Origin of the sequence: Streptomyces sp. NPDC058375 (genome assembly GCF_042723425.1) — a bacterium.
GTDB lineage: Bacteria > Actinomycetota > Actinomycetes > Streptomycetales > Streptomycetaceae > Streptomyces > Streptomyces durocortorensis.
Window position 1 is genome coordinate 1 of record NZ_JBHXJG010000136.1, and the last position, 19684, is coordinate 19684.

The following is a 19684-nucleotide window of genomic DNA, read 5'->3' on the forward strand; positions in this document are numbered from 1 at the left end:
GCGTTGTTTCACGTGAAAAAACGCCCCTCGGCAATCCAGCAGGCGATACACCCCGGCGGGGCGATGTTTCACGTGAAACAACGCCCCGCCGCGCTCAGCCCTGCTGCGCCCACCACTCCTTGAGCGCGGCTACAGCGGCGTCCCGCTCCATCGGCCCGTGCTCCAGGCGCTGCTCCAGCAGGAAGCCGTACGCCTTGCCGATCACCGGCCCCGGCCCGACCCCGAGGATCTGCATGATCTCGTTGCCGTCCAGGTCGGGGCGGATCGAGTCGAGCTCCTCCTGCTCCTGCAACAGGGCGATGCGCTCCTCCAGCCCGTCGTAGGTGCGGGAGAGCGCGTTGGCCTTGCGCTTGTTCCGGGTCGTGCAGTCCGACCGGGTCAGCTTGTGGAGCCGCTCCAGCAGCGGCCCGGCGTCGCGTACGTACCGGCGCACCGCGGAGTCGGTCCACTCGCCGTCGCCGTACCCGTGGAAGCGCAGGTGCAGCTCCACCAGTTTCGACACGTCCTTGACCAGCTCGTTGGAGTACTTGAGCTCGGTCATGCGCTTCTTGGTCATCTTCGCGCCCACCACCTCGTGGTGGTGGAAGGAGACCCGGCCGTCCTTCTCGAACCGGCGGGTCCTCGGCTTTCCGATGTCATGGAGCAGCGCGGCCAGCCGCAGGACGAGGTCGGGGCCGTCCTCCTCCAGATCGATGGCCTGCTCCAGGACGGTCAGCGAGTGCTCGTAGACGTCCTTGTGGCGGTGATGCTCGTCACTCTCCAGGCGCAGCGCGGGAAGCTCGGGCAGGACCTGGTCGGCCAGCCCGGTGTCGACCAGGAGCCCCAGACCCTTGCGCGGGTGTTGGGAGAGCAGCAGCTTGTTGAGTTCGTCGCGGACCCGCTCGGCGGAGACGATGCCGATCCGCGCGGCCATCTCCGTCATGGCGGTGACGACGTCGGGGGCGACCTCGAAGTCGAGCTGCGCGGCGAAGCGGGCAGCGCGCAGCATGCGCAGCGGGTCGTCGGAGAAGGATGCCTCGGGCGTGCCCGGCGTGCGCAGCACCCGCTCGGCGAGGTCCTTCAGACCTCCGTACGGATCGACGAACTCCTTCTGCGGCAGAGCCACGGCCATCGCGTTGACCGTGAAGTCGCGGCGCACGAGGTCGTCCTCGATGGAGTCGCCGTAGGAGACCTCCGGCTTGCGCGAGGTCCGGTCGTAGGCCTCGGACCGGTAGGTCGTGACCTCGATCTGGTAGCCGTCCTTCTGGGAACCGACGGTGCCGAAGGCGATCCCGACCTCCCACACCGAGTCGGCCCACGGGCGGACGATCTTGAGCACGTCCTCGGGGCGGGCGTCGGTGGTGAAGTCCAGGTCGTTCCCGAGCCGGCCCAGCAGTGCGTCGCGGACCGAGCCGCCGACCAGCGCGAGGCCGAATCCGGCCTCCTGGAATCGGCGGGCGAGGTCGTCGGCGACCGGGGACACCCGCAGCAGCTCACTCACCGCACGGTGCTGCACCTGGCTCAGTGCACTGGCGTTCTCTTCGTTGGCGTTCGGCACAACAGAAAAGGGTACGTGCACGGGCCGGTCGCGGCGTCATCGTTTACGGCGGCCCTGCGGGATACCCGCGATCATGTGCGATGGACCCCAGCACTTCGGCCCGCCGCACCTCGTTACCATGCGGGGACGCAGGACCGAACGACCGACAGCAGCTGACGACGACGAGGGACGGGTAGGCGCGTGGCCGAGGCGGCAGACTTCCAGGGGACTCGTCCCTCTCCTGCCCGCCGGTGGCTCCGGCGCACAGCCTCGGCGGTGCTAGGGGCGCCGCTGCTGGCCGGTCTCCTGGCCGTCCCGGCCGCCGGTGCCGCCCCGGCCGCCGAGCCCGTCAAAGCCCCCACGGGCTCCCGCACGGTCGATGTGTCCCTGGACACGCTCACCCCGAGCGTTCCCTCGGAGGACGACACCCTGACCGTCTCCGGAACGCTCACCAACAGGGGCAAGGAAACGATCAGCAGCGGCGAGGTCGATCTGCGGGTCGGACCGAGGCTCACCGGCCGCGGAGAGGTCGACGACGCCGCGAAGCGCTCGACGTACGTCCCCGGAGCCGACCCGGTCACCGTCGGGGACAAGTACACGGTGAAGTTCCCCAAGCTCGCCAAGGGGATCAGCCAGGACTTCACGCTCAAAGTCCCCGTCGACAAGCTGGGCCTGAACGACTCGGGCGTCTACCAGCTCGGCGTCTCGGTCTCCGGCCTTACGACCACCGCCCCCTACGAGCAGGTGCTGGGCATCGAGCGCTCGTTCCTGCCCTGGCAGCCCGAGGCGAGCGACAAAAGGACGAAGCTCACCTTCCTCTGGCCGCTGATCGCGTCTCCCCACGTCACGGCGGAGACCCGGTCGGACGAACAGCAGACCCCCGTGTTCACCGACGACGATCTGGCCAAGGAGCTGGCACCGGGCGGGCGGCTGGAGCAGATGGTGTCCCTGGGCAGCCGGCTCCCGGTGACCTGGGTCGTCGACCCGGACCTCCTGGCGAGCGTGGCGGCGATGGCCGGGACGTACGAGGTCGAGTCGGGTGACACGACCGTCCCCGGCAAGAACCAGGCCGTCGCCAAGCAGTGGCTGACCGCTCTGGAGAAGGTGGTGGAGGACGGCAAGGTGATCGCGCTGCCGTTCGCCGACCCCGATCTGGCCTCCATCGCGCACCGCGGCAAGAACGTCTCCGGAACGCTCAGCCACCTGCAGAAGGCCTCCACGGTGGCCGCGACCACGGTGGAGACCATCCTCCATGTGAAGCCGTCCACCGACTTCGCCTGGCCCGTGAACGGCGCCGTGGACTCCTCCATCGTCGATGTGGCGACCTCGGCGGGCGCCCACAACGTCATCGCGCGCAGCGACAGCTTCGGGGAGACCGCGGGCCTTCCATACACGCCGACCGCGGCGCGGCCGATCGGCGGGGGGACCACCGCGGTCGTCGCGGACGCCCGGCTGTCGACCCTGTTCGACGGCGACATGTCGAGGGCGGGCGCCTCCACCCTCGCGGTCCAGAAGTTCCTCGCCCAGACCCTCGCGCTGACCGAGCAGGCGCCGGACAACGAGCGCAGCATCGTCGTGGCCCCCCCACGGATGCCCACCACCGCGCAGGCCCAGACGATGGCCCGCGCCCTGGAGAGCCTGTCGGGCGACCGCTGGACGCAGCCCCTCGACCTCGTCGCCGCAGCCGAGGTGAAGCCCGACCCGAGGGCCACCGCCAAGGTCCCCCCGGCCTCCGCGTACCCGAAGAAGCTCCGCGCCCAGGAACTGCCCACACAGGCGTTCCAGGACATCCGCACCACCCAGGGTTCCCTCGACAGCTTCGAGACGATCCTGACGCAGCCCGAGCGCGTGGTGACGCCCTTCGGCAACGCCGTCAACCGCTCGATGTCGACGTCCTGGCGCGGGCGGCCCCTGGAGGCACAGCAGTACCGGGACGCGGTCCGCGACTACCTCCAGGGCCTCACCTCCGAAGTGCAGCTCATCGAGAAGTCCGACGTCACCCTCTCCGGGCGCAGCGCGACGATCCCGGTCACCGTGCAGAACAAACTGGTGCAGGGTGTGGACCGACTGGTTCTCCAGCTGACCTCGGACAACATCCGGCTCAAGTTCAATGACGACGGGTCCAGGGCCGAGCTGCCGGTCAGCATCGCGGGCGGGCACAGCCAGTCCGTGAAGTTCGACACGGCGACCAGCGCCAACGGCCGGGCCCAGGTGACCGCCCGGCTGTTCACGGAGGACGGCACGCCGTACGGCGAGGAGATGACCTTCACCGTGAAGGTCTCCGAGGTCACGCCCACCGTGCTGCTCGTGATCGCCGGCGGCCTGCTGCTCCTTGTGCTGGCCGGCATCAGGATGTACACGCACCGCAAGCGCGCCGTGGCAAGCGACACGGCGGACGGCAACGGCGACGGACCCGAGCAGCCGAGTGACCCGACTCCGGACACCGGTCCGGAAAGCGGGGCCCGTCGGGAACGGGTGAGAAAGTGGACCGTTGAGCGATGTCTGTCGTGGCCGGTCGGCCGGGGACGATGAGGTAGGGGTTTCCATGAACGCGCCGTACGACGGTGACCGCGGGCAGGGCGCGGGCGGAGCAGCGTCTCCGGGCGGGCCTCCGGTTCCCCCGGGCGCGGGCCAGGACGGCTCTGTGCCGCCGGACCCGTACCTCCAGCACGCCTACGAGGACGACCCCTACCGGGCGCAGGACCTCACCGCCCAGGACCCGGTGGGCGAGGCGCTCTACGACCGGGCCGCCCACCCGCCGCCGCCTCCCGGCACCTACCAGGAGCCGGCGCCGCTCTACCAGCAGCCGCCCCCCGCTCCGTACGCCCCGGACCCGCGCATCTGGGCCCAGACCCCGCCCCCCGAGCCGGCGGGGCCCTCCCGGCACCTGCCGTACGGGGACCGCCCGGCGACCACACAGTTCGTCGGCGTCGACGCCCTCGTCACCCAGGCGTCGGACGACCGGCAGGAGCCGGACGCCTTCGCCCACCTCTTCCGGGACCAGGAAGGATCGGGGAAGCCTCCGGTACCGCCCCAGCCCGAACCGGCTCCGGCACCCGCGCCCGCGAAGGGCGGCGGCGGCAAGGTCTCCGGACTCCTCAAGTCCAGCGCGGTCATGGCCGCCGGCACGCTCGTCTCCCGGCTCACCGGCTTCGTGCGATCCCTGGTGATCACCGCCGCACTCGGCGCCGCGCTGCTCGGCGACAGCTTCACCATCGCGTACACCCTGCCGACGATGATCTACATCCTCACCGTCGGCGGCGGCCTGAACTCGGTCTTCGTCCCCCAGCTCGTCCGCGCCATGAAGGACGACGAGGACGGCGGCGAGGCCTTCGCCAACCGGCTGTTGACCCTGGTGATGGTCGCGCTCGGCCTGATCGTCGCCGCCGCGGTCCTCGTCGCACCGGTGCTGATCCAGCTGATGTCCAGCACGATCGCCGACGACGTGGCCGCCAACAGCGTGGCCGTCACCTTCGCCCGGTACTGCCTGCCCACCATCTTCTTCATGGGTGTGCACGTGGTGATGGGTCAGATCCTGAACGCCCGCGGCAAGTTCGGCGCGATGATGTGGACCCCGGTCCTCAACAACATCGTCATGATCATCACGTTCGGGCTGTTCATCTGGGTCTACGGCACCTCCGCCGAATCGCAGATGGGCGTCGACACCATCCCGCCGGAGGGCGTCCGGCTGCTCGGCATCGGCACCCTGCTCGGACTCGTCGTCCAGGCCCTGGCGATGATCCCCTACCTGCGCGAGACGGGCTTCCGCTTCCGCCCCCGGTTCGACTGGAAGGGCCACGGGCTCGGCAAGACCGTCAAGCTGGCCAAGTGGACCGTGCTCTTCGTCCTGGCCAACCAGGCGGGCGTCCTGGTCGTCACGCAGCTCGCCACGGCGGCCGGCACGGCCTCGGGCCACGACGGCACCGGATTCCTGGCCTACTCCAACGCCCAGCTGATCTGGGGCATGCCGCAGGCCATCATCACCGTCTCCGTCATGGCCGCGCTGCTGCCCCGCATCTCCCGGGCCGCCCATGACAACGACCCGGGCGCGGTCCGCGACGACATCTCGCAGGGACTGCGCAACTCGGCCGTCGCCATCGTGCCGGTGGCCTTCACCTTCCTCGCGCTCGGCCTGCCGATGGCCACCCTGCTGTACGCCTCCAGCGGCATCGAGGCCGCCCGCTCCATGGGCTTCATCCTCATGGCCTTCGCGCTCGGCCTGATCCCGTACTCCGTGCAGTACGTCGTCCTCCGCGGGTTCTACGCCTACGAGGACACCCGCACCCCCTTCTACAACACGGTGATCGTGGCCGCCGTCAACGCCGCCGCCTCCGCGCTCTGTTACGTCGTCCTGCCCGCACGCTGGGCGGTCGTCGGCATGGCCTTCTCCTACGGCCTGGCCTACGCGGTCGGTGTCGGCGTCGCCTGGCGCCGGCTCCGCAACCGGCTGGGCGGCGACCTGGACGGCGCGCACATCGTCCGGACCTACGCCCGTCTCTGCATGGCCGCGGTACCCGCCGCCCTGGTCGGCGGCGCCGTCGGATTCGGGATCCTGGAACTGGTCGGCACCGGCGCCCTGGGCTCCCTGGCCGCGCTGATCTGCGGCGGCGTCCTCCTCCTGGGCATCTTCTTCGTCGCGGCGAAGAAGATGCGCATCGAAGAGGTCAACGGCCTGGTCGGCATGGTCCGTGGACGGCTCGGCCGCTGAATGAGCACCCGCCCGCACAACCATCGCCGCACTCCGCGTGTCGTGCATAGCGCCGGAGTGTGGGCACAATTGGCGTGACTGTGCAGAGCTGGCTGGCATCGCGCAACGGATGGGGAGGCAGGAACGACGGTGGCGGAACGTAGCACGGCTGCCGTCGACGTGGCCGACAACAGCGGCGACGAGCCGCTGACCGCCAAGGCGGACGAGGCCATGACCGACGGGACGGCGGAAGCCGAGGACACCAAGGGCGCGAGCCCCAAGGACACCGAGAACACGGACGGTGGGCGGGAGCGTTCCGAGACCGTTCCGGCCTCACCCGATCTGCACAGCGGTCACAAACTCGCCGGGCGCTACCGCCTGGAGGAGTGCGTCACCCGTCTGGACGGCTTCAGCAGCTGGCGCGCGGTCGACGAGAAGCTCCGCCGCGCGGTGGGCGTCCACCTGCTGCCCGCCGACCACCCGCGGGCCCGCTCCGTGCTGGCCGCCGCCCGCTCCTCGGCCCTGCTCGGCGACCCCCGCTTCGTCCAGGTCCTGGACGCCGTCGAGGAGAACGACCTCGTTTACGTGGTCCACGAATGGCTGCCGGACGCCACCGAGCTCACCGCTCTGCTGGCCACCGGGCCGATGGAGGCCCACGACGCCTATCAGCTCGTCAGCCAGCTCTCCCAGGCGATGGCCGCCGCCCACCGCGAGGGCCTGTCCCATCTGCGTCTCACCCCCGGCGCGGTTCTACGCAGTTCCACCGGGCAGTACCGCATCCGCGGCCTCGCCGTGAACGCCGCACTGCGCGGCATCACCGCCGAGCGCCCGCTCCGCACGGACACCGAGGCCATCGGCGCCCTCCTGTACGCCGCACTGACCCACCGCTGGCCGTACGGTGACGACGCCCACGGGCTCGCCGGCCTGCCCAAGGGCATGGGGCTCATCGCCCCGGACCAGGTCCGGGCGGGCGTCCACCGCGGGCTCTCCGAGCTCGCCATGCGGGCTCTCGCCAACGACGGCGCCACCGCCTCCCGGCAGGAGCCGCCCTGTACCACCCCGGACGAGCTCGCCAAGGCCGTCGCCGCCATGCCGCGCATCCTTCCGCCGGAGCCCACGTTCACCGCTCCGCCGGCGTATCAGCGCACGACCTATCAGCAGGGCACGTACGGGCGCCCGTCCTCCCATCCGTCGACCGCCACCCAGCCCGTGATGCCGGTCCCTCCGGCCCCCCTGCAGAGCCGTGCCGGACGCGTGCTCAAGTGGACCGTCTCGGCACTCCTCATCGCCGCGCTGGGCCTCGGCAGCTGGCAGCTCGCGGAGGCGTTGCTCGACCGGACCAAGGGCTCCGACGACACCGGTGTCACCGAGCCGAACGAGAACGACAAGAACAAGGACGACAAGTCCGCACCGTCCGCCGAACCCCTGGACATCGCCGGGGCCACGGAGTTCATGCCCGACGGCTCCGGCATCAAGCAGCGGGAGGTGGCGAACACCGTGGACGGCAACCAGGGAACGCACTGGGTCACCCCGCGGTACGAGGGCTTCGCCAACTTCGGCAACCTCCCCCAGCGCAAGCAGGGCAGCGGCATCATCGTCGACCTCGGCAAGGTGCGGGACGTCTCCGGAGTCGAGGTGTCCATGTACCGCAGCGGGCAGACGGCGACCGTCTCCGCCGCGTCCCCGGACGCCTCGTCCCCGTCCACGACGGCCGACTTCGACCAGCAGATCGTCAAGCGGACGGTCGCGGGATCGACGCTCAAGGAAACGCTCGACGAGCCCGTCCGCACGCGCTACGTCCTCATCCACATCACGGAACTCCCCTCGGACGGCACGGGCGGCTACCGCGGCGGCATCACCGACATTTCCGTCCTCGGCTGATCCACGGGCCGGTGCGGGATCACGGGCGGTGCGGTTCGCCCGTACCGGCCCGTGATCACCGGCCCCGCCCGCCCGTTACTGTGGGGCGGACCGCCCGCCCCACCGAGTGCCTGCGGCGACAAGGGTTGCGGCCGTCACACCCGTGACGGCAGGCTTCTCCCCGTCGCACCGCTTCATCGGGCGCGGCCCATGACATCTGATCAGGTTCGGAGGGGGAGCACGGTGGATTCCGTTCCACCCGAGGCACCGAGCGACTCGGACCTGCTCGCCCAGCATGTGGCGGGCGACCCCGACGCCTTCGGTGAACTCGTACGCCGCCACCGCGACCGGCTCTGGGCCGTGGCGCTGCGCACCCTGGGGGACCGGGAGGAAGCCGCCGACGCCGTCCAGGACGCCCTCGTCAAGGCCTTCCGCGCCGCCCACACCTTCCGCGGCCAGTCGGCCGTCACCACCTGGCTGCACCGGATCACCGTCAACGCCTGCCTCGACCGGGTCCGCAAGGCCGCCTCCCGCAAGACGTCCCCCGTGGACGACGCCGAACGGCTCGACCAGCTCCTGGAGCCCCACGAATCGGCCGAGGAGCCCGCCGTGCGGCAGGACCTCCACCGCCAGCTCCAGGAAGCCCTGAACACGCTGCCCGCCGAGCAGCGGGCCGCCCTTGTCCTCGTCGACATGCAGGGCTACCCCGTGGCGGAGGCCGCCAGCATCCTTGAGGTGCCGACCGGCACCGTGAAAAGCCGGTGCGCCCGGGGCCGGGCGAGACTGGCCCCCCTGGTCCGCCATCTGCGCGCGGAAACCGGGGGGCAGACCCCCGGCGAGGAGAACGGCGCGGGCGGAAGGAACCGGACGCCCGGAGCATCCGTCCCACCTGCGTCAGGCCCCAGAGACGCAGGAGCAAGCGATCCTGCCGCGACGAAGGGAGGAGGTGGGCGCCCGTGACATCCACGGCCGACACGGCTCAGCACCCGGAGGTCTCCGAGATCTCCGATCTCACCGAGGGGCTGCTCTCCCCTTCCCGGGCGGCGGAAGTCCGGCAGCACCTCGCGGAGTGCGACCTCTGCGCAGAGGTCCAGGACTCCCTGGAGGAGATCCGCGGGCTGCTCGGGACGATGCCCGCCCCCGAGCCGATGCCCGAGGACATCGCCGCCCGCATCGACGCGGCTCTCGCGGCGGAAGCCCGCCCCGCAGGTCCCACCGAGGACGAGCCAGTCGTTGTTTCACGTGAAACAACGACCGAGGAAGACGCGATGACCAGCAGGACGGCGAGCGGATCCGCTTCCGTGAGCGGCAGCACCACGGCCCCGGACCGCCCTGCGGGCCGGTCCTCCGCCGCGACCGGGCCGGGCCGTCGGCCCACCCGCCGTCGTAAGCGCGCCGTGGTCCTCGGCACCGCGTTCGGCGCCGCGGTCATCGGGATGAGCGTCTTCTTCCTGCAGTCCGTCGCCCCCTCCGGCGATGCGGCCAAGTCGGTCTCCGATGGCGGAGTCAGTGCTGCGGACAGCAGCGCGCCCGCTTACGCGGACGGCACTCTCGAAGCCCAGGTGCACGACCTCCTCGGCGACGAGGCGAGCCAGAAGAGCCCGGGCGTCAAGAAGGTGCCGCCGGAGGCGGACACGAAGTCGTCGAGCGAGGCCCTCACCCCGGAGGCCGAGCCGTCCAGGAGCCCGATGAAGGCTCCTGTCGTCGCCGTGCCCCCCTGTGTGCAGAAGGCCACGGGCCGCACCACGCCGGCCCTGGCCCTCGACGAGGGGACGTACCGGGGGAGGGACGCCTATCTCGTCGTCCTTCCGCACGCGAGCGACTCCTCACGCGTCCAGGCCTACGTCGTGGCCTCCTCCTGCGTGGACACCGCCCCCGAGTCTTCCGGTCAGCTGCTGCTCACACGCTCCTACAACCGCCCCTGAAGGCCGTCCGCGACCGCCGCGGCAAGTTCGGGAATGCATCAGCCGTAGGATCCGTTGGGTGGGGTGAGAGTCGTTGACCGACCCCCGTAGGCAGTTAGGCAGTCTGCAGAAACGAGGAAGAAACCCGTGAGCGACGTCCGTAATGTGATCATCATCGGCTCCGGACCGGCCGGGTACACCGCCGCGCTGTACACCGCCCGCGCCTCGCTGAACCCGTTGGTCTTCGAGGGCGCCGTCACGGCCGGCGGTGCGCTGATGAACACCACCGACGTGGAGAACTTCCCCGGCTTCCAGGACGGCATCATGGGCCCCGAGCTCATGGACAACATGCGGGCCCAGGCCGAGCGCTTCGGCGCCGAGCTGATCCCCGACGACGTCGTCGCGGTCGACCTCACCGGTGACATCAAGACCGTCACCGACACCGCGGGCACCGTTCACCGCGCCAAGGCGGTCATCGTCACCACCGGTTCCCAGCACCGCAAGCTCGGACTGCCCAACGAGGACGCCCTCTCCGGACGCGGCGTCTCCTGGTGCGCCACCTGCGACGGCTTCTTCTTCAAGGACCACGACATCGCCGTGATCGGCGGCGGCGACACCGCGATGGAGGAGGCGACCTTCCTCTCCCGCTTCGCCAAGTCCGTCACGATCGTCCACCGCCGTGACACCCTGCGCGCCTCCAAGGCCATGCAGGACCGGGCTTTCGCCGACCCGAAGATCAGGTTCGCCTGGGACAGCGAGGTCGCCGAGGTCAAGGGCGACCAGAAGCTCTCCGGTCTGACCCTGCGCAGCACCAAGACCGGCGAGACGGCCGAGCTCCCTGTGACCGGTCTCTTCATCGCCGTCGGCCACGACCCGCGCACCGAGCTCTTCAAGGGCCAGCTGGAGCTCGACGACGAGGGTTACCTGAAGGTCGAGGCACCCTCCACGCGCACCAACCTGCCCGGCGTCTTCGGCGCAGGAGACGTGGTCGACCACACCTATCGTCAGGCCATCACGGCAGCGGGCACCGGATGCTCCGCCGCCCTGGACGCCGAGCGCTTCCTCGCGGCTCTGGCCGACGCCGAGCCCGCCGAGCCGGAGAAGACCCCGGCCGTCTGAACGTCCGCACCGCACCCCCACCACCCCGAGAGACTAAGGAGGCCGCCGTGGCCGGCGACCTGAAGCACGTTACGGATGACACCTTCGACGAGGTCGTCCTCAAGAGCGACAAGCCCGTTCTGGTGGACTTCTGGGCTGCCTGGTGCGGCCCGTGCCGCCAGATCGCCCCCTCGCTGGAGGCCATCGCGGCAGAGCACGGCGACCAGATCGAGATCGTCAAGCTCAACATCGACGAGAACCCGGCCACCGCCGCCAAGTACGGCGTGATGTCCATCCCCACCCTGAACGTCTACCAGGGCGGCGAGGTCGCCAAGACCATCGTCGGCGCCAAGCCGAAGGCCGCGATCCTCCGCGACCTCGAAGGCTTCATCAGCGCCTGACCGCGCAGCGGCGCTCCGGCGCAATGTTTCACGTGAAACGGGCCCACCCCTGAAGGGGATGGGCCCGTTTCGCATGGCGGCCGGGAATTCGCACGGCGGCCGGAAAGCTGCCCGGCCTCACAAGGGCCGCAGCACCGGTTCCTTCTGGACCGCCCCCAGAAGGCGGTCGAGCGCCATCTCCACGTCTTCCTTCCAGGAGAGCGTCGTCCGCAGCTCCAGCCTCAGCCGTGGGTATACGGGATGCGGCCGCACGGTCTTGAAGCCGACGGCCAGCAAATGATCTGCGGGCAGGACGCAGGTGACTTGCTCGGACCTCGCGTCACCGAACGCCTCGATCGCCTTGAAGCCCCGGCGCAGCACATCCTTGGCCACCGTCTGCACCATGACCCGGCCAAGACCCTGGCCCTGGTACTCGGGAATGATCAGACCGGTGATGAGCTGAACGGCATCGGGGGAGACCGGGCTGGTCGGGAACGCCGTCGAGCGGGGAACGTACGCGGGCGGGGCATAGAGCACGAAGCCGACCGGCACATCGTCCACGTAGACCACCCGGCCACAGGAGCCCCACTCCAGGAGAACCGCGGAGATCCAGGCTTCCTTCTCCAGCTCCGGCTTGCCCGCCTCTACCGCGGCTTCCCCACTGACCGGGTCAAGCTCCCAGAAGACACACGAGCGGCAACGCCCGGGGAGATCCGGAAGGTTGTCCAGGGTGAGTGGTACGAGCCGACGCCCCATGACGGCGATTCCTCACTTCCTTCGCCCGCCGCACCACGTGCGGCCGCCAGCGCGCTCCGTTCATGGAACAGACTGCCGACGAATCCCCCGACGGCACCCAGGCCGAGCCCGACCGTGACGAGCCGACTGCGGCTCACTCTTCGCAAGGCCTCCGCCCTCCTCTGAGATCGATCACCGTGGATGCGCCGTCCCAGAACGCATCGTATCCACCCAGAGGTGATGCGGATACCGAGAGAGGGCAAAGGGCGGGCCGTGTTCCGGTATGCACCGGCGCACGGCCCGCCCTTTCATCGAACCTTGCGGCTCAGCCCTCGTCGTCCTCCTCGGACGTCTCGGTGAGCCGGCGCTCCAGCACCCTGCCCTCGCCCGGGGCGAGACTGCCGAGGATCCGGTCCAGGTCCTCCATCGAGGCGAACTCGACGACGATCTTGCCCTTCTTCTGCCCCAGGTCGACCTTCACCCGGGTCTCGAAGCGGTCGGACAGGCGGGTCGCCAGGTCGGTCAGGGCGGGGGACAGACGACCACCGGCCCTCGGCCCCTTGGGCTTCGGAGAACTCGTGGGGCGCGAGCCCATCAGCGTCACGATCTCCTCGACCGCACGCACCGAGAGCCCCTCGGCCACGATGCGGTGTGCCAGCCGGTCCTGCTCCTCGGAGTCGTCCACGGACAGCAGGGCCCGGGCATGACCGGCGGAGAGAACGCCTGCGGCGACCCGGCGCTGCACCGGCGGCGAAAGCCGCAGGAGCCTCAGCGTGTTCGTCACCTGCGGACGGGAGCGGCCGATCCGGTCGGCCAGCTGGTCATGGGTGCACTTGAAGTCCTTGAGCAGCTGGTCGTACGCGGCGGCCTCTTCCAGCGGGTTCAGCTGAGCCCGGTGGAGGTTCTCCAGCAGCGCGTCCAGCAGCAGCTTCTCGTCGTCCGTGGCGCGGACGATGGTGGGAATCCGCTCCAGGCCCGCTTCGCGGCAGGCCCTCCACCGACGCTCACCCATGATGAGCTCGTAGCTGTCCGGGCCCACCTTGCGGACGACGACCGGCTGGAGAAGGCCGACCTCCTTGATGGAGACGACCAGCTCGGCCAGCGCGTCCTCGTCGAAGACCTCACGCGGCTGGCGCGGGTTCGGGGTGATCGTCCCGATCGGCAGCTCGGCGAAGTACGCACCGGACGTCCCGGCATCCTGCTCGGACCGGTTCTCCGGGGCGGACGCCGGCTCCGGCACCACCGGAGAGGACGGCAGCGCCGTCACCTTCGCGGCGGCCACCCCGCGCTCCGCCGTCAGCACCGGACCCGTACCGGACGACGCTCCGCCGGTTCCGGGCGCCGGCACCTGCTTCTCTTGAGGAGCGGCGGGGATCAGCGCACCGAGCCCACGCCCCAGTCCTCTACGACGCTCACTCACTGAAGGCCCTCCGAAACGTTCTGGCTGTTCTGACTGCTCGTGTGGGCGTGCTGAGCCTCGTAGTGCACCCCGACGCCCCGCAGGGCGATCTCCCGGGCGGCTTCGAGATACGAGAGCGAGCCGCTGGATCCCGGGTCGTACGTCAACACGGTCTGCCCGTAGCTCGGCGCCTCCGAGATGCGCACCGACCGCGGGATGCTCGTCCGCAGCACTTCCTTGCCGAAGTGGGTACGGACCTCCTCGGCGACCTGGGAGGCAAGCCTCGTTCGGCCGTCGTACATCGTCAGCAGGATCGTCGAGACGTGCAGATCCGGATTCAGATGGCCCCGCACCAGGTCGACATTGCGCAGGAGCTGTCCCAGGCCTTCCAGCGCGTAATACTCGCACTGGATGGGGATCAGCACCTCGGCCCCGGCCACCAGCGCGTTCACCGTCAGCAGGCCCAGCGAGGGCGGGCAGTCGATGAGGATGTAGTCCAGCGGCTGGTCGTACGCCTGGATGGCTCGCTGAAGCCGGCTCTCCCGTGCCACCAGCGAGACCAGCTCGATCTCCGCACCGGCGAGATCGATGGTCGCGGGCGCGCAGAAGAGGCCCTCGACGTCCGGTACGGGCTGGACCACCTCGGAGAGCGGACGGCTTTCCACCAGGACGTCGTAGATCGAGGGAACATCGGCGTGGTGATCGATTCCCAGAGCCGTGGAGGCGTTGCCCTGCGGGTCGAGGTCGACCACCAGAACGCGCGCACCGTGCAGGGCCAGGGAAGCGGCCAGGTTGACCGTCGTGGTCGTCTTGCCGACCCCGCCCTTCTGGTTGGCCACGACCATGACGCGGGTGCGGTCAGGACGGGGCAGCCCTTCGCCGGCACGGCCGAGGGCCTCGACCGCCAGCTGAGCGGCACGGCCGATGGGTGTGTCGTCCATCGGCGGCGGTGTTTCACGTGAAACACCCTCACCCACGGACTCGGTTCGGGGACCGGGGACCGGGTCGGTCATCGGTCCCGCGATGTTGGCGTCGGACCGCAAGGATTCACTCTCCTCGACTTCAGGCTCGCAATGAACAGAGCCTGCCATGCTTTCGGGGTCGTGAACCAGCGAGGCCCGCTGTTCTGTGGATGAATCCGTGCGTGTGGACAACTCGGCAACCCGTCCGGGCTTGCGGTCGCGCGGCGTGGCAGCCGCACGACCGCGGCCGATGATTCCCTGCAGCAGAGAGCGACGTTTCACGTGAAACACGATGCCCCCGCCGAGCAACTACCAGGCCACGACACTCCGCAGTGATGAGGTATCGCTACTTTCCGGCGGAAACACTGCTAAGTAACCCGAGAAGTAACAGAGTTCGCATAACGCGCAGTCCCTGGTCCTCCCAGGCGGGGGATATCGCCGCCTCAGCGACGCCTGCGCGTGCGCCCCGTCCGAGCGGCCTTGGCCCTCTTTGCGGCGAACCTCACACCGCCCGGGCTCTCGCCCACCACGACACGGACCACGGTGGAGAGCGGATCGACCACGCCTTCGCCGACCTGGAGCACCTCGGTCTCCAGCACACCGAGCTTGCTGAGCGCGGCCCTGGCGCCGTTGAGCTCCTCCTCGGCAGTGTCGCCCTTGAGCGCGAGCATCTCCCCGTACGGCTTCAGCAGGGGGACGCCCCAGCCCGCCAGCCGGTCCAGCGGTGCCACCGCACGGGCGGTGACCACCTGGACGGGCTGAAGCGTCCCGAGGACCTCCTCGGCCCGGCCGCGCACGACCGTCACATGGTCCAGGCCGAGCAGGTCGACGACTTCCTGGAGGAAGTTCGTCCGCCGCAGCAGCGGCTCCAGCAGGGTGATCTTGAGGTCGGGGCGCACCAGAGCCAGCGGGATGCCGGGCAGACCCGCGCCCGAGCCCACATCGCACACGGTGACGCCTTCGGGCACGACCTCGGAGAGCACCGCGCAGTTCAACAGGTGCCGCTCCCACAGCCGGGGGACCTCACGCGGGCCGATCAGGCCTCGCTTGACTCCGGCATCCGCAAGAAGCTCCGCGTACCGGACAGCCTCCGGGAAGAGCTCTCCGAACACCGCCTGCGCCTCCGCAGGTGCCTGGGGGAGCTCTGCTGCCTCCGTCACGGGGACCGTCCTTCCATACCGCACTAGCGCACTGTGGGTGGCTGACTATCAGGCTGACAAAGATCGGCCCCGCCTGCGAACAGACGGGGCCGACAGTACAAGGATCCGGTCAGGCCGGGAGAACGACGACGAAGCGCTGCGGCTCCTCGCCCTCCGACTCGCTCCGGAGACCGGCCGCGGCGATCGCGTCGTGCACGACCTTGCGCTCGAACGGCGTCATCGGGTCCAGCTTCACCGGCTGCCCCGAGCTCTTGACCTCGTTCGCGGCCTTGGCACCCAGCTCCGCGAGGATCTCGCGCTTCTTGGCCCGGAAACCGCCGATGTCCAGCATCAGGCGGCTGCGGTCGCCGGTCTCCCGGTGGACGGCCAGCCGCGTCAGCTCCTGGAGCGCCTCCAGGACCTCACCGTCGCGGCCCACGAGCTTCTGGAGGTCGCGTGCCGATTCGCTGATGATCGACACCGCGGCCCGGTCCGCCTCGACGTCCATGTCGATGTCGCCGTCGAGGTCGGCGATGTCGAGCAGTCCCTCGAGGTAGTCGGCCGCGATCTCGCCCTCCTGCTCCAGGCGGGTCAGGGTGTCGCTGCCCGCCTCAGCGGCGGCCGTGGAGGTGGTGCCTTCCGTCACGGATGGACTCCTTCTTACTTCTTGGACGGGTGCTTGGGCCGCTGCGGGCCCTTGCGCTGTCCGGACTTGGCTTGGCGTGAGGAGCCGGAGGCGGGCTTGCCCGCCGACTTCGGCTGGTCGTCCTGCGGTGCGTCCTTCTTCTGGAGCGAGGTCTTGGAGCCGGCTGCCGCAGGCTCCGCGTCCTTGGCCCCGCCGGCCGTGGCACCGGTCGTCTGGCGCTTCGCCTTGGTCTGCCGCTTGGGCTGCTGGCGCTTGTGCGCCTGGCCGCCCTCGGCGTCGGCCGTGGCGGTCTCGCTCTTCGCTACCGAGCCGTCCTCCTGGGCCGCGAGACCCAGCTTGCCGAGACCGGTGATGAACTTGCGCTCGATGTCGTTGCGGTCGGAACCCTTGGCGACGATCGCCTTGACCATCTTGCGGCGGGTACGGCCACGCACCTCCCCGTGGGAGGTCACGCTCTTGAGAACCCGCTGGAGGTAGGCGTCCTGCGCCTTGCTGCCCGGCGTCGGGTTCTGGTTGATCACGTACATCTGCTGACCCATGGTCCAGACGTTGGTGGTCAGCCAGTAGACGAGGACACCGACGGGGAAGTTGATGCCCATCACGGCGAAGATGACCGGGAAGATGTACATCAGCATCTTCTGCTGCTGCATGTACGGGGTCTTCACCGTCAGGTCGACGTTCTTCGTCATCAGCTGGCGCTGGGTGAAGAACTGCGAGGCCGACATCAGCACGATCATGATGGCGGTGACGATCCGGACGTCCGTCAGGGAAGCGTCGAGCGCGGTGACCTTCTCGACGCTGTCCGTGAACTTCGCGGCGAGCGGGGCGCCGAAGATGTGGGCCTCACGGGCGCTGTTCAGCAGGTCCTGGTTGATCGCGCCGATCTTCTTGCCCGAGGCGATGGAAGACAGCACGTGATACAGGGCGAAGAAGAACGGCGACTGCGCCAGGATGGGAAGGCACGAGGAGAGCGGGTTGGTGCCCGTCTCCTTGTACAGCTTCATCATCTCTTCGGACTGACGCTGCTTGTCGTTCTTGTAGCGCTCCTGGATCGCCTTCATCTTCGGCTGGAGCACCTGCATGTTGCGGGTCGACTTGATCTGCTTCACGAAGAGCGGGATCAGGCAGATCCGGATCAGCACCACCAGGGACACGATCGACAGGCCCCAGGCCCAGCCGGAGTCGTCGCCGAAGAGCGCCCCGTAGACCTTGTGGAACTGAACGATGACCCATGAGACGGGTGTGGTGATAAAGCTGAACAGACTGGCAATCGTGTCCACTAATCAGGCTCCTTGAGCATTGGGCGAGGTCTCTGCGGCCGGGCTCGGAGGTTCGGAGACCGACCCCCCGGACGGCACATCAGCGGCGGACTCCCCGCCCTTTTCGCCGCGCAGGGCATTGCGCAGCAGCTCGTGCCACCGCGGACGCTTACGAGGCGGAACATGATCCACACCGCCGGGTGACCACGGATTGCACCGCAGGATGCGCCAGGCTGTCAGCGCTGTTCCCTTGATGGCACCGTGCCTGTCGATCGACATATATCCATAGTGGGAACACGACGGGTAATAGCGGCAGACAGGCCCGAGGAGTGGACTGATCGTCCACTGGTACAGCTTGATGAGAGCAAGCAGCGGGTACTTCATCGCGCGCCCCCTCCCAGCAGCCGCTGGAGAGCGGCGTCCAGGTCTCGGGCCAGCTGTGCATGGTCGGCGTCGCCCGCACCGGGCAGCGCCCGTACGACAACAAGGCTACCGGGGGGCAGCTGAGGCAGCCGGTCGCGGACCAGGTGGCGAAGCTTGCGCTTCACCGCGGTACGGACGACCGCGTTGCCCACGGCCTTGCTGACAACGAAACCCGCACGCGGCGCGGGAAGAGTCTCCCCCGTCACGTGCGGGTCCGTTTCACCGCTGCGTAGATGGACGACGAGCAGCGGACGTCCGGCTCGACGTCCTCGTCGTACCGCGGTCGCGAAGTCCTCGCGCCGCCTCAGCCGATTCTCGGTAGGCAGCACGTCATGGACCTGTAAGCGATCAGGCGGACAGGCTGCTGCGGCCCTTGCCGCGGCGGTTCGCGAGGATCGCACGGCCGGCACGGGTACGCATGCGCAGACGGAAGCCGTGGGTCTTTGCGCGACGGCGGTTGTTCGGCTGGAAGGTGCGCTTGCTCACTCGGGGGCTCCAGAAATGATTCGTGTCTTGGCGGGACATCGCCTGGCTGTCACCGTGCGCCCACGAGGAACTCGCGTAAACGCCTTAGTGCACCGCTTCACAATCACAGATCGTGATCTTTGCCCATCGGAGGCAGGCGGCAGCAGCCATCGACAACTCGACCTGGTCACGGTACGCGCGGCTACGCCATCCGGTCAAACCGGCTCTGCGCGACCCCCCATTGTGCACAGCCTGTGGACAACAACTTGAACGACGCGGGTCGGCCTGACTACCGTGGCTGAACTCCGGTTCTTTTCCTTCCCGACTGCCGGGCCTCACCCGACCCGACCCATCCCGTCCCGAGAACCACACATTCGTGGGACATGCGAGAGAGCGTGCCTTGTGGCTGACGTACCTGCCGATCTTGCCGCAGTGTGGCCGCGAGTGCTGGAACAACTCCTCGGGGAGGGCCAGCAGGGCATCGAGCCGAAGGACAAGCAGTGGATCGAGCGCTGCCAGCCGCTGGCACTCGTCGCCGACACCGCACTGCTGGCCGTCCCCAATGAATGGGGCAAGCGCGTCCTGGAAGGCCGGCTCGCGCCGCTCATCAGCGAGACGCTGACCCGGGAATGCGGCCGGCCCATCCGGATCGCGATCACCGTCGACGACTCCGCGGGCGAACCGCCCTCCCCCCCGGCGCCCCCGATGCACCAGTCGCACCAGAGCCAGCAGGGCCACCGCTACCCGTCGCAGCCGCGCGACGACGCTCCCCGGGGCGACGCGTACGACGGATACGGTCACCGGTCCTCCGACGACGGCATGCCGACGGCCCGGCCCGCCTACCCCGACTACCAGCAGCAGCGCCCGGAGCCCGGCGCCTGGCCGCGCACCCAGGAGGACCTCTCCTGGCAGCAGCCGCGGCACGGCGGGTACCAGGACCGCGAGCAGCCCTCCGGCGAGCCGTACCGCGACAGCGAGTCGTACCGGGAGAACGAGCAGTACCGCGAGAACGAGCAGTACCGGGAGCAGCCCGCCGAGCAGTGGCGCGAGCCGTACGGCACCGGGCGCCCGCAGCAGCCGAGCCACGACTACCGGTCGCAGCCGCCCGAGCACCAGGGGTACGAGCAGCAGCGCCCCGACCGGCAGGACCACCGCCAGGACCAGCAGCAGCCGCAGCACCGAACCGCCGGTCCGGCCCACGGCCCCGGCCG

The 19684-nt window shown here is 69.5% G+C and carries 16 protein-coding genes and 2 pseudogenes; 8 read left to right on the plus strand and 10 right to left on the minus strand.

Annotated elements, in window-relative coordinates:
* Positions 1-94: 94 nt before the first annotated feature.
* Positions 95-1537 carry a CCA tRNA nucleotidyltransferase gene (locus ACFWM7_RS21525; protein WP_383262957.1) on the minus strand — a complete coding sequence of 481 codons (1443 nt, stop codon included), beginning with the start codon at positions 1535-1537 and terminating at the stop codon, positions 95-97.
* Positions 1538-1717: 180 nt separating this feature from the next.
* Between ACFWM7_RS21525 and ACFWM7_RS21530 the strand changes: the two are divergent.
* The 7 genes and pseudogenes from ACFWM7_RS21530 to trxA all read left to right on the plus strand — a co-directional run bounded on the left by ACFWM7_RS21530 (position 1718) and on the right by trxA (position 11466).
* Positions 1718-4011: pseudogene (locus tag ACFWM7_RS21530) on the plus strand (DUF6049 family protein).
* Between the two features lie 50 nt (positions 4012-4061).
* Positions 4062-6224, plus strand: coding sequence for a murein biosynthesis integral membrane protein MurJ (murJ, locus tag ACFWM7_RS21535; RefSeq protein ID WP_383262958.1), 2163 nt, complete (start codon positions 4062-4064; stop codon positions 6222-6224).
* Between the two features lie 129 nt (positions 6225-6353).
* Positions 6354-8084: a serine/threonine protein kinase gene (locus ACFWM7_RS21540; protein ID WP_383262960.1), complete on the plus strand. Its 1731-nt coding sequence runs from the start codon at positions 6354-6356 to the stop codon at positions 8082-8084.
* A gap of 222 nt (positions 8085-8306) precedes the next feature.
* A complete protein-coding gene (gene sigM / locus ACFWM7_RS21545) occupies positions 8307-9023 on the plus strand; it encodes an RNA polymerase sigma factor SigM (protein ID WP_383262962.1) in 717 nt (238 codons plus the stop codon).
* On the plus strand, positions 9020-9988 hold the full coding sequence (locus ACFWM7_RS21550) for an anti-sigma factor family protein (RefSeq protein WP_383262964.1): 969 nt from the start codon (positions 9020-9022) through the stop codon (positions 9986-9988). Before sigM ends, ACFWM7_RS21550 begins: the two co-directional genes overlap by 4 nt.
* 126 nt (positions 9989-10114) lie before the next feature.
* Positions 10115-11086, plus strand: a complete 972-nt coding sequence (gene trxB, locus ACFWM7_RS21555; RefSeq protein WP_383262965.1) for a thioredoxin-disulfide reductase — start codon at positions 10115-10117, stop codon at positions 11084-11086.
* Between the two features lie 47 nt (positions 11087-11133).
* Positions 11134-11466, plus strand: coding sequence for a thioredoxin (trxA, locus tag ACFWM7_RS21560; RefSeq protein WP_018957328.1), 333 nt, complete (start codon positions 11134-11136; stop codon positions 11464-11466).
* 117 nt (positions 11467-11583) lie between these two features.
* Here trxA and ACFWM7_RS21565 read toward each other — a convergent pair whose 3' ends face one another.
* The 9 genes from ACFWM7_RS21565 to rpmH form a co-directional block, all read right to left on the minus strand.
* Complete coding sequence (locus tag ACFWM7_RS21565; protein ID WP_383262968.1) at positions 11584-12201, minus strand: GNAT family N-acetyltransferase; 618 nt, start codon at positions 12199-12201, stop codon at positions 11584-11586.
* 304 nt (positions 12202-12505) lie between these two features.
* A complete protein-coding gene (locus tag ACFWM7_RS21570) occupies positions 12506-13600 on the minus strand; it encodes a ParB/RepB/Spo0J family partition protein (RefSeq protein WP_383262970.1) in 1095 nt (364 codons plus the stop codon).
* Entirely contained in the window at positions 13597-14670 is a 1074-nt protein-coding gene (locus tag ACFWM7_RS21575; RefSeq protein WP_383262972.1) for a ParA family protein, read from the minus strand. Before ACFWM7_RS21575 ends, ACFWM7_RS21570 begins: the two co-directional genes overlap by 4 nt.
* Before the next feature lie 314 nt (positions 14671-14984).
* On the minus strand, positions 14985-15701 hold the full coding sequence (rsmG, locus tag ACFWM7_RS21580; protein ID WP_164612417.1) for a 16S rRNA (guanine(527)-N(7))-methyltransferase RsmG: 717 nt from the start codon (positions 15699-15701) through the stop codon (positions 14985-14987).
* A 109-nt stretch (positions 15702-15810) separates the two neighbouring features.
* Positions 15811-16326: a protein jag gene (locus ACFWM7_RS21585; protein WP_383262974.1), complete on the minus strand. Its 516-nt coding sequence runs from the start codon at positions 16324-16326 to the stop codon at positions 15811-15813.
* A 14-nt stretch (positions 16327-16340) separates the two neighbouring features.
* Entirely contained in the window at positions 16341-17606 is a 1266-nt protein-coding gene (yidC, locus tag ACFWM7_RS21590) for a membrane protein insertase YidC (protein ID WP_383262975.1), read from the minus strand.
* 3 nt (positions 17607-17609) lie between these two features.
* Entirely contained in the window at positions 17610-17969 is a 360-nt protein-coding gene (yidD, locus tag ACFWM7_RS21595; RefSeq protein ID WP_383262978.1) for a membrane protein insertion efficiency factor YidD, read from the minus strand.
* Positions 17966-18337, minus strand: coding sequence for a ribonuclease P protein component (gene rnpA / locus ACFWM7_RS21600; RefSeq protein ID WP_205082855.1), 372 nt, complete (start codon positions 18335-18337; stop codon positions 17966-17968). The genes yidD and rnpA overlap by 4 nt, the downstream gene beginning before the upstream one ends.
* A gap of 19 nt (positions 18338-18356) precedes the next feature.
* Complete coding sequence (rpmH, locus tag ACFWM7_RS21605) at positions 18357-18494, minus strand: 50S ribosomal protein L34 (RefSeq protein ID WP_003967884.1); 138 nt, start codon at positions 18492-18494, stop codon at positions 18357-18359.
* 381 nt (positions 18495-18875) lie between these two features.
* Here rpmH and dnaA point away from each other — a divergent pair.
* A pseudogene (gene dnaA / locus ACFWM7_RS21610) lies at positions 18876-19684 on the plus strand (chromosomal replication initiator protein DnaA); the annotation flags it as partial.

What these genes read in the sequence shown, in the direction of transcription:
- yidD (WP_383262978.1), bottom strand. Translation starts at nt 17,969, where the DNA reads ATGAAGTACCCGCTGCTTGCTCTCATCAAGCTGTACCAGTGGACGATC.
- murJ (WP_383262958.1), top strand. Translation starts at nt 4,062, where the DNA reads ATGAACGCGCCGTACGACGGTGACCGCGGGCAGGGCGCGGGCGGAGCA.
- ACFWM7_RS21565 (WP_383262968.1), bottom strand. Translation starts at nt 12,201, where the DNA reads ATGGGGCGTCGGCTCGTACCACTCACCCTGGACAACCTTCCGGATCTC.
- ACFWM7_RS21575 (WP_383262972.1), bottom strand. Translation starts at nt 14,670, where the DNA reads ATGGCAGGCTCTGTTCATTGCGAGCCTGAAGTCGAGGAGAGTGAATCC.